Below are 14,857 nucleotides of genomic sequence, written 5' to 3'. Positions count from 1 at the left end.
CCGCTCCGGCGGGTCGCCCGCGCCGCTATTGCGTCCGCGACGCCGTCATCTGCAGCTGCGCGAGCAGCGCATCGGCACCCTTGTCGATGCCGGCTTCCGCCGCTGCGAGCCGGCCCATGCTGGCCTTGACGTCGTAGGGGCTGGGATATTGCTTGCTGACGAAGGCGCCGAGCAATTGCAGCTTCGGGGCGTCGAAGATTTCCACGGCGTAGACGACCGAGCCGGTCATCGCGCCTTCGCCGTCGCGGGCGGTCTGCACGCCGTTATAGATCGCGCCGCCGATGTCGAAGCGGGACAGGGTGCCGATGACAGGCGTGTTGGCGACCGCGCCCGTCAGCGTCAGCCGGATCCGCAGGGTGTTCGGCCCCGCCCGGCTGACCAGCGCGAAGCGGCTGCGCAGCTTCTGCTCGAACCGCGCCTGCATGGTGCGGGCGAGAGACGTCTTGTCCGCCTCGGACAGGCTGCCGAACTGCTGGTCCGGTCCCCGGTAGATGGCGACGGGATCGATGATGACCTTGTCGTAGGGACGCCAATCCACCGTGGTGGCGTAGCGGTAGGGGACACGGCCGCTCGGGTCGGACGGGTTCGGCGCCAGATAGGTGGACGAAGCGATGGCGGAATAGCGCACCGGCGTCACGCTGGAGCAGCCGGCCAGGGCCGTGGAAAGGGCCAGCACGGCGAGTGGGCCGGCATGAGCGTGGAGGGGCATTTCGATCTCCTGGATCTGTGGGACGTGCGACGGCGGAGGCCCGCGCCGCCGGTCCGTCGCATCTCTGCGGCGCGACACCCGCGGCGGCGGGGAGGCAAGATCGATCGGAGGGAGAGGCCGGCACCGTCCGGCGTCGGAACCTCGAGCGCGGAAGGCCCGCCTCGGTATCCCGAGCTGTCCGGGCCATCATGCTCCTGCGATAATCAAACGATACCGTACTATTATATGACGCGACGCAACATGGCAAGCCCGCAGCCACGCGTCCGCCGCGGGCGGCCGGGCCGCTCGTCGCTCATGCTCCGATGCTTTGTGTTGTGCGTCCGACACAATGGTCAGGAGCCAAGCCTCGGAAGTACAACACGAGGCGGTTCCGGCGTTCCGTATCGGGATCGCGGTTAACCGGCGGCGGCGTGCAGCGGCCTCCGGCGAAGCCCGGCATCGCGGGCGACATCGCGGCATCGCGGGCAGCGCGACGGGGCGAACGGTCGGAGAACGTGGCCGCGACAGCGATTCGTCGCCGGTCCGTTCCCGCTCCGGTCGAGAGGTAAAGCCGTTGGCGCGAGCGGACGCCGCCCGGCCGAGTTTCGGCCCGGCCTGGGGGCAGGGATGCGGACGCGCGTCACACGGTGGTTGGCGGAGAGCGGGCGCATGGGAGCGCCTCGTGGAGGGCCGCTCGGCGCGGCCGGTTCCCGGCGCCGGCAGGCCGCGCGACGCGGCCGTCGGCGGCGCGGTATCCCGAGGCGTGCACCGGGGGCTGTCCCGTCCCGGTGCACGTGGGACGGCGCTCAGGCCGCCAGCTGGCGCTCCAGCTGTCGCAGGCTCGTGGCGCAGCGTTCGGCGATGGCGTCGACATCCTTTTCGTCGACGATCAGCGGCGGGGAGAAGCCGAGCACGTCGCCCATGCAGCGGGCAATGAGGCCGTTGTCATAGGCGATGCGGTCGAACTGCGGCCCGGCCTGGAGCCGGGGATCGAAGGGCACGCGCGTCGCCTTGTCGGCGACCAGCTCGATGCCGAGCATCAGCCCGGCGCCGCGCACCTCGCCGACGATCGGCGAGCCGGCGGCGATCGCCTCGAAGTGGCGGCGCAGCCGCGCGCCCATGGTGCGGACATGGGCCACCACGTCCATCTCGCGGTAGATGGCGATCGCCTCGAGCGCCACGGCGACGCCGACGGGGTGGCCGGAATTGGTGAAGCCGTGGCCGAAGCTGCCACCGCCCTTGTTGACCTCGCGCAGCGCCTCGTAGATCGCCGGCGCCACCACCACGGCGGAGATCGGGAAATAGGAGGAGGACAGCCCCTTGGCGAGCGCCATCATGTCCGGCTCCGCGCCGACCGTCTCCTTGCCGAACCAGTTGCCGGTGCGGCCGAAGCCGCAGACGATCTCGTCGTCGAGCAGGAGGATGTCGTATTTCTTCAGCACCGCCTGGATGCGGGCGAAATAGCCCTGTGGCGGCACGATGATGCCGCCGCCGGCATGGATCGGCTCGGCGATGAAGGCGGCGATCGAATCCGGCCCCTCGCGCAGGATCAGCGCCTCGAGCTCGGCGGCGAGGCGCTCGACGAAGGCGGCCTCGTCCTCGCCCGCCCGCATGCCGCGATAGGGATCGGGGCAGAGCGTGTGCAGGAAGCCGGGAAGCGGCAGGCCGAACTCGCGATGCATGAAGGGCAGGCCGCACATCGACGCCGCGGCGATGGTCGAGCCGTGGAAGGCCCGGTCGCGGGCGATCACCTTGCGCTTGGTCGGCTTGCCGCGCACGGCGTGGTAGACCCAGGCGAGCTTGACCATGGTCTCGTTGGCCTCGGAGCCGGAGGTGGCGAAATAGGCCTTGCCGCCGGTCATGCCGGTGAGGTCGACCAGCGTCTCCGCCAGGGTGGCGACGCTGTCGGTCGTGCGCTGGAAGAAGGTGTGGTAGTAGCCGAGCTCGCCATATTGCCGCGCCGCCGCGGCCGCGAGCCGCTGGTTGGCGAAGCCGAGCGAGGCGCACCACAGGCCCGCCATGGCGTCGATATAGGTCTTGCCGGCATTGTCGTGGATGCGCGCGCCCTCGCCGCGCGTCACCACCAGCGGGCCGCGCTCCTCCAGGAGCTGCGGGTTGGTCTGGGAATGGATGTGGAAGGCGATGTCGCGCTTCTCCACGGAATTGGCCAGGGCGGAGCTCATGGGATTCACCTTTTCGTTCGGTCCTTGGGGGAGGGGCCGCGCTAGTGTTCCGATTCTGACCGTCCGAACCGGACCGTCAGCCCGGAACCCTAGCTGGTTCAATGCTTTGTCTTGTGCTTCCGACACAATGGTCAGGAACCGAGCCTCGGAAGCACGACACTAGAGGCGCAGGCCGGTTTCCTGGTCGAAGACGAGGAGGTCGTCAGGCGCAATCGCGGCATGGATGGTGCTGCCGGGCTGCAGCCGGGCGAAGCCGGGCAGCGTCGCGGTGAGGGTGCCGCCGTCCCAGTCCGCCACGACATGGGTGGCCGGGCCGACCGGCTGGACCAGCCGCACCGTGGCCGGGAGGCCGTCGGGGCCGAGGCGGACATGCTCGGGGCGAACGCCGACCTCGACCCTGCGTCCGGGCGGGAAGCGCGCGTCCTCACGGCGCGGCAGCGGCAGGCTCGCGGCGCCGAGGCGGATCGCCGGGCCGCCGGCACCGGCCTCGACCAGGCCGGCCATCAGCTCGATCTGCGGACTGCCGATGAAGCCGGCGACGTAGCGGGTGGCCGGACGGGCATAGATCTCCTCCGGCGTGCCGACCTGCTCGACCCGGCCGCGATGCATCACGGCGATACGGTCGGAGATCGACATTGCTTCCTCCTGGTCGTGGGTGACGAACAGCGAGGTGACGCCGAGGCGCTGGTGCAGCTGCTTGACCTCGGCCCGCATCTTCACCCGCAGGGCCGCGTCGAGATTGGAGAACGGCTCGTCGAACAGGAAGACGCGGGGCTCGCGCACCAGGGCGCGGCCGATGGCGACGCGCTGCTGCTGGCCGCCGGAGAGCTGCGCCGGCAGGCGGTCGAGCACGGCGGTGAGCTCCAGCGCGGCGGCGACCGCGGCCACCCGGCTGCGGATCTGCTCGCGTCCCATGCCGCGCATGCGCAGGGTGAAGCCGATATTCTCGGCCACGCTCATATGCGGGTAGAGCGCGTAGTTCTGGAACACCATGGCGACGTCGCGCTCGACCGGGGAGAGGTCGTTGACCCGCCGCCCGGCCATCAGGATGTCGCCCTCGCTGCAGTCCTCCAGGCCGGCGACCATGTTGAGGGTCGTGGTCTTGCCGCAGCCGGAGGCGCCGAGCAGGGTGACGAACTCGCCCGGCGCGATGGTCAGCGCGACGTCGCGGCAGACCTGGACGGTGCCGAAGGATTTGGACACCCCGCGCAACTCGATCGCCGGGCTTTCGGTCTCGCGCACGCTGCTCATCCTTTCATCATTCCATCGGCGAAGCCGCGCACGATCCGGTCGCGGAACAGCACCGCCAGCAGGATCACCGGCGCGACGCTGATCACCGCCGCCGCCATCATCTGGCCGAACACCGTCTGGTACTGGCCGGCGAAGGCGGCGATGACGAGCGGCACGGTCTGCGCCGACTGGCGCGTCAGGATCAGGGCGAAGAAGAACTCGTTCCACGCCTCGACGAAGGCGAACACCGCGGCCGCGCCGAGCGGCGGCACGGAGATCGGCAGCACGATGTGCCAGAAGGTGCGCACGACGCCGGCCCCGTCGATCGCCGCCGCCCGCTCCAGGCCCGGCGGGATGCCGAGGAAGAAGCCGCGCAGGATCCAGATCACGATCGGCAGGTTGAAGGAGAGATAGACCACGCCCAGCGTCAGCACGTCGTCGATCAGGCCGAGCTGGCTGATGACCAGGAACAGCGGGATGGCGATGGCGATGCCGGGCAGCATCTGCGTCGCCAGCACCAGGAAGGCGATCAGCCCGGCGCGCGGCACTGCCAGCCGGGCGAGGGCGTAGGCGGCCGGCGCGCCGAGGGCCAGGGCGAGCGCGGTGGAGAACAGCGACACGATCAGCGAGTTGAGGATGCCGCGCCCAAGCGCCGAGGCCGAGGCGGCGACGGCGGCGAAATTGTCGAGGGTGTAGTTCCCCACCGACAGGTCCGGCGGCCGGGCGATGAGGGCGCGCTGGTCGAGCAGGCTCGACAGGACGAGCCAGAGCACGGGCGCGGCCGACCAGGCCACGAACAGGGTGAGGCCGGCGATGGCGGCGAGGCGGGTCCAGGGGCCGCCGCGGCGGTGGCGCGCGAAGCTCATCGGGCGCCTCCCGCCTGGCGCGGCTTCATCAGGGCGACATAGGCGATGGCGAGCAGCAGGGTGAGCAGGAAGATCAGGTTGGCGATCGCCGCGCCGTAGCCGAGGTCGAGGAAGTTGAAGGTCACGCGATAGGCGAGGAAGTTCATCAGCACCGTCGCATCCGCCGGTCCGCCGCGCGTCAGCACGAAGACGATGTCGAACACCCGGAGCGACCAGATGGTCTGCAGCACCACGGCGATGGCGATTGCGCCGCGCAGCGAGGGCAGGGTGATGTGGCAAAAGCTCGCCAGGCGTCCGGCGCCGTCCATGTAGGCGGCGCGGTAGAGGATCGAGGGCACGCGCTGCAGGCCGGCGAGCAGCAGCAGCGCCACGAAGGGCACCGATTTCCAGACGTCGATCAGGAGCAGGGCCGTGAAGGCCGATGCCGGCGTGCCCAGCCACACCTGGTAGCGGTCGATCAGCCCGAGCCAGGCCAGGACGCCGTTGAGCACGCCGTAATTGGCGTTGAGGATCCATTTCCACAGCACCGCGTTGGCGACGGGAGCGATCGCCCACGGCACCACCAGGAGGATGCGGAACAGGCCGGAGCGGCCGAGCGGATGGTCGAGCAGCACCGCGACCGCCAGCCCGAGCAGCACCACCAGCGTCACCTCGGCGGCGGAGAAGACGAGGGTGTTGAGGACCGCGCGGTGGAAGGTGTCGTCGGCGAGCAGCCTCTGGAAATTGCCGAGCCCGATCCACTGACGCTCGACGACGCCGGCATTGAGCCGCACCTTCTGCAGCGCCAGCAGCATCGAGGCCCCGATGGGATAGAGCAGGATCGCGGCCAGCACCGCCAGGGCGGGCGCGACGAAGAGCACGCCGACGGCGCGGCGCCGGCGCTCGAAGCTGGCGATGGCCATGGGCTCAGCCGCGGCGCTTGACGATGGCGGTGACGAGGTCCTGGGCGTCGGCGATGGCCTGGGCCGCGGTCTTCTGGCCCTGCAGGGCCTTCTGCACCTCGGTGCCCAGGGCCTGGGTGACCTGGTTGAAGTCCGGCGTGACGAAGCTGTTGTAGGGATGCCTGGCCTGCTCCAGCACGGTGGGCGCATTCGGGAGCTTCGCCTGCACCTCGGGATCGGCGAGCACCGAGAGGCGGATCGGCAGCCAGCCGGTATCGAGGGCCTGGCGTTTCTGAACGTCGGCGTCGAGATAGAATTCGACGAGCGCGCGAGCCGTGTCGGGATGCCGGCTGGCCTTGCCGATGGTCCAGGCGTCGGTGCCGTCGATCGAGGCGCTGCCGGCCGGGCCGGCGGGCAGGATGGCGCTGGCGAGCTTGCCGACGATCTGCGACTGCTTGGGATCCTGGGCCGCGTTCCACATGAAGGGCCAGTTCATCATCATCGAGGCGCGGCCGGACAGCAGCACATTGGTGGCGTCGTTGATGCCGGCATAGGAGATGGAGCCCGGATCGGTGCCGGCGCCCATGAGGTCGACCATCATCTGCAGCGCGTCGACGCCGGCCTCGCCCTTGAACACGGGCAGGCCGTCCTCGCCGTACATCCGCCCGCCGGCCTGCTGCAGGAAGGCCATCCAGTAGCTGGCGGTGCCGCCGATGCCGGCGGGATCGGCATAGTTGGCGACGAAGCCGTAGCGCCCGTCGCGGGTCAGCTCCTTGGCGGCGCGCTTGAACTCGTCCCAGGTGCGGGGCGGGCCGTCGAACCCGGCCGCCGCCAGATGCTCGCGGTTGTAGAACAGCGTCAGCAGCGACAGGGTGAAGACGGCGCCGTAGCGCTTGCCGTCCCAGCTCACGGTCTCGAAGCTCGACTGCGGCAGGTCGGCGACCAGCGCCTTCGGCAGCTCGTCGGCATAGGGCAGGAGAGAGCCGGCGAATTCGGGCACCCAGCCGCACATGTAGATCACGTCCCAGGGGGCGGCGCCGGAGGCGAAGGCGGTGGCCATGCGGTCGTGCAGCTGCGGCCACGCCAGGAGGTCGTAGCTGACGGTGGCATCCTTGGCCTTCTGCCAGGCCGCGAAGGCGTCCTCGGCGAACTTGGCGGCGCCGGGCGGGGCGGGATCGGGTGGCAGCGGCCCGAAGACGCTGAGCGTCGCGGTCTCGGCCGCGGCAGGTCGGGCGGTGAGACCGGTCGCGGCGAGCGCGCCGGCGGCTGCGGCGCCCTGCAGGAAGGCGCGGCGCGAGGATTGGAGCTGGGTTGGGATGGCGGCTGGCATGATGGACCCCTTTGGGCTTTTGATTTAGAGGCTTGCCCCGAGAGTGAAGGCGGGTCGGTGCCGTGTCAATAATTAATCCGTCATTCTGACTTAATAAATCGAGAGCCTGCGGATGCTGCGTGCCACCAATGTCGTCAAGGCCAAGCCGATCAATGTCTGGGTGGTGTTCGAGGCGGTGCGCATCCATGGGCCGATCCCGCGCACCGGCATCGCCGACATCACCGGCCTGTCGAAGCAGGCGACCTCGGACCTGGTGGACGAGCTGATGACGCTCGGCTTCGTGCGCGAGGAGAAATCCGGCGAGCGTCGCGTCGGCAAGCCGCCGCGGCCGATCGCCGTCGACCCGGACGGCGCCTGCAGCATCGGCTTCCACGTGGATTACGGGCGCTATGCCGCGATCGTGATGAATCTCGGCGGGGAGGTGCTGCACGCCGAGGCGCATGCGCTGGCCGACACCGCGCCGGCCGCCGTCGCCGCGGTGCTGGCGGCGACGGCCGAGCGCATCCTGCGCGAGGGGCCGATCGGCAGCCGGCGCTTCCTCGGCATCGGCCTGGCGACGCCCGGCCCCTTCGGGGTGAAGGGCATGAACCCGCCCCGGCTGCCGGGCTGGGACGGCATCGAGCTGAACCGGCTGCTGCGCCGGGCCACCGGCCTGTCCGTCGCCCTCGCCAATGACGGACAATGCGCGGTGACGGCGGAATGGCGCTTCGGCGCGGCGGCGCGGGCGCTGACCAATTTCGTCTATGTCTATATCGGCAACGGCCTCGGCGCCGCCATCCTGGTCGACGGCGCGGCCTTCGGCGGCGCCAACGGCAATGCCGGCGAATTCGGCCACACCATCGCGGTGCCGGGCGGACAGCCCTGCATCTGCGGCAAGCGCGGCTGCCTGGAGACCTATGTGTCGCTGGATTCGCTCACCCGCTTCCTCGCCGTCCGGGGCGAGGCGGTGCGCGACCCGCAGGACCTGGACGAGCGCTTCGGCGCCGGCCACCCCCTGGTGCAGGCGTGGATGGCGGAGGGGCTGGAGCCGTTCCGCATGGGGCTCAACGCCCTGGAGAACCTGTTCGACCCGCAGACCATCATGATCGGCGGCGACGCGCCGGCATGGCTGATCGAGGCCTTCATGGCCAGGGTCGAGCCCCTGCACGCCTCGGTCTCCCGCACCGAGCGCACGCTGCCGCGCCTGATGCGGGCCGAGCTCGGCGCCGACGCCGTCGCCCGCGGCGCCGCGACGCTGCCGCTCCTGGCGATGCTCGATCCGCAATACCGCGAGCTCGACGCGCTCGCCTGAGCAGGTTCTTCCGAACCTGCTCGAACCAGGCAATCCGGGCTGCCCTGATTTTGCATGGAGGATGCAAGATCAATTCGTGGCAGAAGCCACGAGAAGCTGCTCGGTCGAGCGCCGATGCGCTAAGCAGGCTGGGGGCATCGGCCCGGCCAGGGGTTCCGCGGGAGACGAGAGATGGTTCAGGATGCGTCCGCCCGGGCCGGCCGGCACGGCGGGTTCGGCACCGGTCCCCTCGCCTATCTCGAGGCGAGCATTCCCGACCTGCCCAGCGCCTCGGCGCGGGCGGCCGTCTACATCGTCGAGAATCCGGAGAAGGTGGTGCGCTTCTCCCTGAAGGATCTCAGCGGCTTTTCCCGCACCGGCGAGGCCAGCATCGTCCGGCTCTGCCAGATGGCCGGCTTCTCCGGCTTCTCCGACTTCAAGCTGGCGCTGGCGCGCGAGCTCGCCCTGCGCGAATCCGCCGAGGGCGGCACCCGGGAGGAAGAGCACCATCTGCACGCCATGGGCCACGAGCTTGCCCGCTCCATCACCCGCACGGCCGAGGCGCTCGACCTCGCCGTCGTCGAAGAGGTCGCCGCGCGCCTGCGGCACGCGATGCGGATCGACGTCTTCGGCGCCGGTGTCTCCGGCATCATCGCCGAGCTCTTCTCCTACCGCCTGCTGCGGGCCGGCCTCAACGCCCACGCCATCCGCGACATCACCCTCGCCCATGAGGTCGCCAACGGGCTCGGCCCCCAGGCCGCGGCTCTGGCGATCTCCGAATCGGGCGTGACCGCCAACACGGTGGAGTTCCTGCGCGCGGCGCGGGCGGCCGGCGCCTATACCGTCGCGGTCACCTGCCAGGCCCGCAGCCCGCTGGCGCGGCACGCCGAGGCGCTGCTGCCCATGGCCAAGCTCAACATCCCCGCCTATGGCGGCTACATCAATGCCGTGCCGCGGGCCGTCTATGTCGCCGAGGTGCTGGCGGCGCTCGCGGGAGCGGTACCGAAAATGGAGTAATTCTCCATTGCAGTCGTCACAAATATGAAGCAATACTCCACTAGCGTTCGCTGACGAACGGCTGGTCCGACACCAGCGATGGAGTTTTGCTCCGTCCACGTCGGTCGCCGGTGGAAGTCTGCGCCGCGGCGCGGGGTGGAGCAGCAGCATGATGCCGGCCGATGTCGAGATCAGGGGCCTGTCCAAGCGCTTTGGCGCGGCCGACGTGCTGCGCGCCGTCGACCTCGACGTCAGGTCCGGCGAGCTCCTCTGCCTGCTCGGCCCGTCCGGCTGCGGCAAGTCCACCCTGCTGCGCATCCTCGCCGGCTTCGAGGAGCCGAGCGCGGGCACCGTCTCGATCGCGGGGCGCAGCGTCGCCGGCGTGCCGCCGAGCGAGCGCGACATCGCCATGGTGTTCCAGAGCTTCGCGCTCTATCCGCATATGAGCGTGCGCGCCAACATGATGACACCGTTGATCATGAGCCGGCTACCTTTCTGGTCGAGGCAGCCGTTGCTCGGTACCCTGCTCCCTGGGGTCCGCGCCGCTCGCCGCGAGATCGGGCTCGAGGTCGAGCGCCTGGCCGGGCAGCTGCGCATCGAGGCCCTGCTCGACCGCAAGCCGGCTCAGCTGTCCGGCGGGCAGAAGCAGCGCGTCGCCATCGGCCGGGCGATCATCCGCCAGCCGCGGCTCTTCCTGATGGACGAGCCGCTGTCGAGCCTCGATGCCGGCCTGCGCAGCGAAATGCGCGGCGAGCTCGTGGCCCTGCAGCGCCGGCTCGGCGTCACCACCGTCTACGTGACCCACGACCAGACCGAGGCCATGACCATGGCCGACCGCATCGTGGTGATGATGGACGGCCGGGTGCTGCAGGCCGGCGCGCCGCTCGCGGTGTTCCACGAGCCGCAGCATGTCGCCGTCGCCCGCTTCCTCGGCACGCCGGCGATCAACCTGCTTCCCGGCGTGCCGGCCGGCCAGGGCCGCATCGTTTGCCTCGGCCATTGCCTGCCGGCGCCGGCTGCGGCCGAGGGCTCCCGGTCGGTCTCGATCGGCGTACGGCCCGAGGACGTGCGCATCGCCGCGCGCGACGGCGACCCCGCCCTGCCCTGGCGGGCCGCGATCGGGCGCATCGAGCAGACCGGCCATGAGGCGCTGGCCTACCTCACCCTGGAGGACGGGACCGGGCTGGTGGCGCGGCTCGCCGGCGAGGCGCTCGCCCGGTTTGCGCCGCCGGCGGACGGCATCGTGCGCGTCGGCTTCGACCCGCGCGACGCCAAGATCTTCGGCGAGGACGGCGTGCGCCTGGCGCCGGCCCCCGCGGCGGCGGCTCGCCTCGCCCTGACGGCCGTGGGCCTGACGGCCCGGGGAGGCCGGGCATGACCGCGATCTCGCCAACCCTGCGCCGCCGCAGCGAGCAGGCCGAGGCCCTGCGCGGCTTCGCCCTGGCCGCGCCGGCGATCCTGCTCCTGGCGCTGCTGGTCGTCGCCCCGCTCCTGGTGGTGTTCGGCCTCAGCTTCACCGATTACAGCCTCGGCGCGCGGCACTGGGCCTTCACCGGCCTCGGCAACTATGCGCGCATCCTCGGCGACCCGCGGGCACTCGGCGCGGTCGGGCACACCCTGGTCTACGTGCTCGTCGCCGTGCCCCTGTCCGTGCTGCTCGGCCTCATGCTCGCCCTGCTGATCCAGGAGCGCGTCCGTCTCAGGCGCGCCTACGAGGTGGTTTTCTTCCTGCCCGCCACCAGCACCTTCATCGCCATGGCCATCGTCTGGCAGTTCCTGCTGCACGGTCGGATCGGCCCGATCAACGCCTGGCTCGCCTGGCTCGGCGTCGGCCGCATCGACTTCCTCACCGATCCCGCAACGGCGCTGCCGACCCTGGCGGCGATCGGCGCCTGGCAGCTGGTCGGCCAGACCACGGTGCTGTTCCTGGCGGGCCTCGCCGGCGTGCCCGCCGACATCCACGACGCCGCCGCGCTCGACGGCATGGGGCGGGGCTGGGACCGCTTCCTGCGCGTGACCCTGCCCCTGCTTGGTCCGACGGTGCTGTTCGTCGTGGTCACCACGACCATCACGGCCTTCCAGGCCTTCGATTCCATCGCCGCCCTCACCCGCGGCGGGCCGGCGGGCTCGACCGAGACCCTGCTCTACAAGATCTATCTCGAGGCCTACCAGTACACGGCCATGGGCTATGCCGCGGCCCTGTCGATCCTGTTCCTGGCGGCGATCGCGCTGTTCTCGCTGGTCCAGATCGTCCTCGCCGACAAGAGGATCCACTACTGATGGCGCCCGCGAACCCCCTGCCGCGCCTGACGCGGAGCATCGGCGCCAACGCGGTGCTGCTCGGCCTCGCCGGCCTCGTCCTGCTGCCCTATGCCTGGATGGCGCTCACCGCCATGCGGGCGCCGTCCGAGATCTTCTCCGACCCGTTCGGCCTGCCGCACGATCCCGGCATCCTCGTCGACAATATCCGGCGCGCCTTCGCCGCGGTGCCGATGGCACGCTTCCTCCTCAACGGCCTCGTGGTCACGGCCGGCCTGCTCATGCTGCAGCTCGCCGTCGCCGTTCCCTGCGCCTACGCGCTGGCCAAGCTTCGATTTGCCGGCAAATCAGCTCTGTTCGCCCTGATCGTCGCCGCGCTCTGCGTGCCGATCCAGGTGCCGATGCTGCCGATCTACATCGTGCTGGCCTCGCTCAAGGCGCTCGACAGCTATTTCGCGCTGATCTTTCCCTTCGTACTGTCGCCCTTCGCCATCTTCCTCCTGCGCCAGCAGTTCCGCGCCTTCCCGGACGAGATCATCCAGGCGGCGCGCCTCGACGGCTTCAGCGAGGTGGAGATCATGCTGCGCCTGGTCGTGCCGAGCGCCCGGCCGGCGATCGCCGCCTTCGCGGTGTTCTCGATCACGGCGCACTGGAACGACCTCTACTGGCCGCTGATCGTGGTCTCCTCCGAGACCATGGCGACGCCGCCGCTCGGCCTGATGTTCTTCCGGGACGGCGATCTCGGCACCGATTACGGCCCCCTGATGGCCGGCGCGATCCTCATCGTGGCGCCGGTCATGCTCGTCTTCCTCCTTGCGCAACGCCAGTTCATCCGGGGCCTGACCATGACCGGCCTGCGCTGACCCGCCCCCGGCCGGCCGCGTCGCGGCCGGTCCCCCCCCCAGACGCCTTCCCGACCCGAATTCAGGAGACGAACCGTCATGTCCAGATGGATGCGAATCGTCGCAGCAGGCTGCCTCGCCGCCGCCCTCGGCGCCCCGGCGGCGGCCGAGACCGTCACCCTCGACGTGCAATATGCCTGGCCTTCGCACAAGCGCTTCCACGAGCCGCTGGCCGAGGCCTTCATGAAGGAGCACCCGGACATCAAGATCCGCTACCTCGCGCCGGCGGCGAGCTATACTGACGGCCAGCAGCGCATCCTGCGCTCCGCCGTGACCGGCGCCCTGCCCGACATCTGGTACTCCGGCTACAACTATCTCGGCGAGCTCGTGCGCACGCTCGAGCCGCGCGGGGAGATCGCCGAGCTCGGGCCGCTCCTGGCGGCGGAAGGCGCCGACTGGCTCAAGGCGAACTATGCCGACACCGTGCTCCGGCTCGGGCAGGTCGACGGCCGGCAATGGGGCATGCCGCTGACCTCCTCGACACCGATCGTCTACTACAACAAGGACCTGCTCGCCTCCGTGGGCGAGAGCGCCGACGCCCTCAGGACCTGGGACGGCATCATTGGCGCAGCCAGGAAGATCACCGCGTCCGGCAGCGCCGACGGCATGTCCTATGCCGTCAACGAATGGGGCGACGACTGGCTGTGGCAGGCGCTGATCCTCAACGCCGGCGGCGAGATGATGAGCGGCGAGACGGTCGCCTTCGGCGGCGAGAGCGGCCGGAGCGCCGTCAGCCTGATCCGGCGCCTCGTCACCGAGACGCACATGCCGTTCCTCGACGAGGACCAGGCGATCCAGCAATTCGCCGCGGGCAAGCTCGGCATCTTCATCGGCTCGACCGCCGAGGTGCGCGTCATGGGCGACGCGATCGGCGGCAAGTTCGGCCTGGGCACGGCGCCCTACCCGGCCCCGGTCAAGGGCGCGGGCGGCCTGCCCGTCGGCGGCAGCGCCGCGGTGATCCTGGCGCAGGACCCGGCGAAGCGGAAGGCGGCCTGGGAATTCCTCAAGTTCATCACCGGCCCGGCCGGCCAGAAGACCGTCGTGCTCGGCTCGGGCTACATGCCGACCAACCTGCAGACCGTGCGCTCCGACTATCTCGGCCAGTTCTATGCCGCGCATCCCGACTGGACCACGAGCGTCGGCCAATGGCCGATCGCCAGGCCCTGGTTCGGCTATCCCGGCGCCTCCGGCCCGCGGATCTGGGACGAGCAGAAGGTGGTGCTGTCGCAGATCATGCGCGGCGAGGTCACGCCGGAGGCCGGCCTCGCCGCCCTGGTCGAGGTCACCGCCCGCCTCGCCAAGGCGACGAACTGACGACCGCGCGAAGTCTGAAAGCGAGCGTTCCGGCGTGACCAAGATCGTGCATCTCTCCGACATCCACATGGCCCCGGCCGGCGAGCGCGTCGTCGGCTTCGATCCCGCCGCGCGTCTGGCGGCGGTGGTCGAGGCCGTCAACGCCGAGCATGCGGACGCGGCGCTGTGCATCGTCTCCGGCGATCTCGCCGACCGCGGCGACGAGGTCTCGTACCGCCGGCTCGCGCCGCTGCTGGCCGGCCTCGTGCCGCCGGTCCGCCTGATGCTCGGCAACCACGACCGGCGGGAGCCCTTCCGCCGCGTCTTTCCCGAAGCGCCCGACGACGGGGCCGGCTTCGTGCAGGAAGCGATCGACCTCGGGGCGCTGCGCCTCGTGCTGCTCGACACGCTCGACGAGGCCGCGCCGAGCGCCGGACGGCTCGGCTCCGCGCGGCTCGCCTGGCTGGAGAAGGCGCTGGCGGCGCGGCCGGACGCGGCCACCCTCGTCTTCCTGCACCACCCGCCCTTCCCGCTCGGCATCGACTATTTCAACGCCATGCTGCTCGAGGACGGCGACCGGCTGGAGGCGCTGCTCGACCGCCATCCCCAGGTGATCCACACCGCCTTCGGCCATGTGCATTTCGCCACCTGCGGCCGCTCGGGCCGGCGCTCCTTCTCGGCGACGCGCGGCACCTGCCATCCCCTCCATCCGCTGCCGGCCGGCCTCTCGGCCCGTTATGTCGATCGGCCGCCGGCCTGCGACGTCATCCTGGTCGACGGCGGCCGGGTGGTGGTCCACCCGCTGGAGGTCGCCCCGGCGGACGCGGTCGTGGCGCGCGAGACCGCCGATGGGGACGGCGGGCCGGGCTCCATCACCGTGTTCCGGCCGGCGACGAGTTGAGCCGGCTCATTATCGCGCGGCAGAGGCCCGCCCGTCGCGCCTCCGCTGCGCGGCGGCC

Annotated in this window: 13 protein-coding genes; 7 read left to right on the top strand and 6 right to left on the bottom strand. The window is 70.7% G+C overall.

Translation table 11 applies throughout. The features are described from left to right. Positions 1-25: 25 nt before the first annotated feature. From QO011_RS05135 to QO011_RS05110, 6 genes are all read right to left on the bottom strand, one after another. Positions 26-709 (bottom strand): DUF3313 domain-containing protein, encoded by a 684-nt coding sequence (locus tag QO011_RS05135; RefSeq protein ID WP_307268540.1) that lies wholly within the window; start codon positions 707-709, stop codon positions 26-28. A 785-nt stretch (positions 710-1,494) separates the two neighbouring features. Further along, positions 1,495-2,871 (bottom strand): aminotransferase, encoded by a 1,377-nt coding sequence (locus QO011_RS05130; RefSeq protein WP_307268537.1) that lies wholly within the window; start codon positions 2,869-2,871, stop codon positions 1,495-1,497. Positions 2,872-3,030: 159 nt separating this feature from the next. Beyond that, complete coding sequence (locus QO011_RS05125; RefSeq protein ID WP_307268533.1) at positions 3,031-4,113, bottom strand: ABC transporter ATP-binding protein; 1,083 nt, start codon at positions 4,111-4,113, stop codon at positions 3,031-3,033. A 5-nt stretch (positions 4,114-4,118) separates the two neighbouring features. Beyond that, the gene (locus QO011_RS05120; RefSeq protein ID WP_307268531.1) at positions 4,119-4,967 is read right to left on the bottom strand and encodes a carbohydrate ABC transporter permease; all 849 of its coding nucleotides are present in this window, start codon (positions 4,965-4,967) and stop codon (positions 4,119-4,121) included. Then, positions 4,964-5,869, bottom strand: coding sequence for a carbohydrate ABC transporter permease (locus QO011_RS05115; RefSeq protein ID WP_307268528.1), 906 nt, complete (start codon positions 5,867-5,869; stop codon positions 4,964-4,966). The genes QO011_RS05120 and QO011_RS05115 overlap by 4 nt, the downstream gene beginning before the upstream one ends. Positions 5,870-5,873: 4 nt before the next feature. After that, the gene (locus QO011_RS05110) at positions 5,874-7,178 is read right to left on the bottom strand and encodes an extracellular solute-binding protein (RefSeq protein ID WP_307268526.1); all 1,305 of its coding nucleotides are present in this window, start codon (positions 7,176-7,178) and stop codon (positions 5,874-5,876) included. Positions 7,179-7,290: 112 nt separating this feature from the next. Here QO011_RS05110 and QO011_RS05105 point away from each other — a divergent pair, with 112 nt between their 5' ends. The 7 genes from QO011_RS05105 (at position 7,291) to QO011_RS05075 (ending at position 14,799) form a co-directional block, all read left to right on the top strand. Next, positions 7,291-8,469, top strand: coding sequence for an ROK family transcriptional regulator (locus QO011_RS05105; RefSeq protein ID WP_307268524.1), 1,179 nt, complete (start codon positions 7,291-7,293; stop codon positions 8,467-8,469). 171 nt (positions 8,470-8,640) lie between these two features. Continuing rightward, positions 8,641-9,465: a MurR/RpiR family transcriptional regulator gene (locus QO011_RS05100; RefSeq protein WP_307268522.1), complete on the top strand. Its 825-nt coding sequence runs from the start codon at positions 8,641-8,643 to the stop codon at positions 9,463-9,465. A gap of 148 nt (positions 9,466-9,613) precedes the next feature. Continuing rightward, on the top strand, positions 9,614-10,822 hold the full coding sequence (locus tag QO011_RS05095; protein WP_307268519.1) for an ABC transporter ATP-binding protein: 1,209 nt from the start codon (positions 9,614-9,616) through the stop codon (positions 10,820-10,822). After that, complete coding sequence (locus QO011_RS05090; protein WP_307268517.1) at positions 10,819-11,724, top strand: carbohydrate ABC transporter permease; 906 nt, start codon at positions 10,819-10,821, stop codon at positions 11,722-11,724. The genes QO011_RS05095 and QO011_RS05090 overlap by 4 nt, the downstream gene beginning before the upstream one ends. After that, positions 11,721-12,566 (top strand): carbohydrate ABC transporter permease, encoded by an 846-nt coding sequence (locus QO011_RS05085; RefSeq protein ID WP_370881912.1) that lies wholly within the window; start codon positions 11,721-11,723, stop codon positions 12,564-12,566. Before QO011_RS05090 ends, QO011_RS05085 begins: the two co-directional genes overlap by 4 nt. Before the next feature lie 78 nt (positions 12,567-12,644). Next, the gene (locus tag QO011_RS05080; RefSeq protein ID WP_307268512.1) at positions 12,645-13,919 is read left to right on the top strand and encodes an ABC transporter substrate-binding protein; all 1,275 of its coding nucleotides are present in this window, start codon (positions 12,645-12,647) and stop codon (positions 13,917-13,919) included. Between the two features lie 34 nt (positions 13,920-13,953). Further along, on the top strand, positions 13,954-14,799 hold the full coding sequence (locus tag QO011_RS05075; protein ID WP_307268510.1) for a phosphodiesterase: 846 nt from the start codon (positions 13,954-13,956) through the stop codon (positions 14,797-14,799). The last annotated feature ends 58 nt before the right edge of the window (positions 14,800-14,857 follow it).

It is taken from the genome of Labrys wisconsinensis (assembly GCF_030814995.1).
In the GTDB taxonomy this organism is placed as follows: domain Bacteria; phylum Pseudomonadota; class Alphaproteobacteria; order Rhizobiales; family Labraceae; genus Labrys; species Labrys wisconsinensis.
Note: the sequence above shows the minus strand (reverse complement) of the source record. Positions and strands in the feature narration are given on the sequence as shown.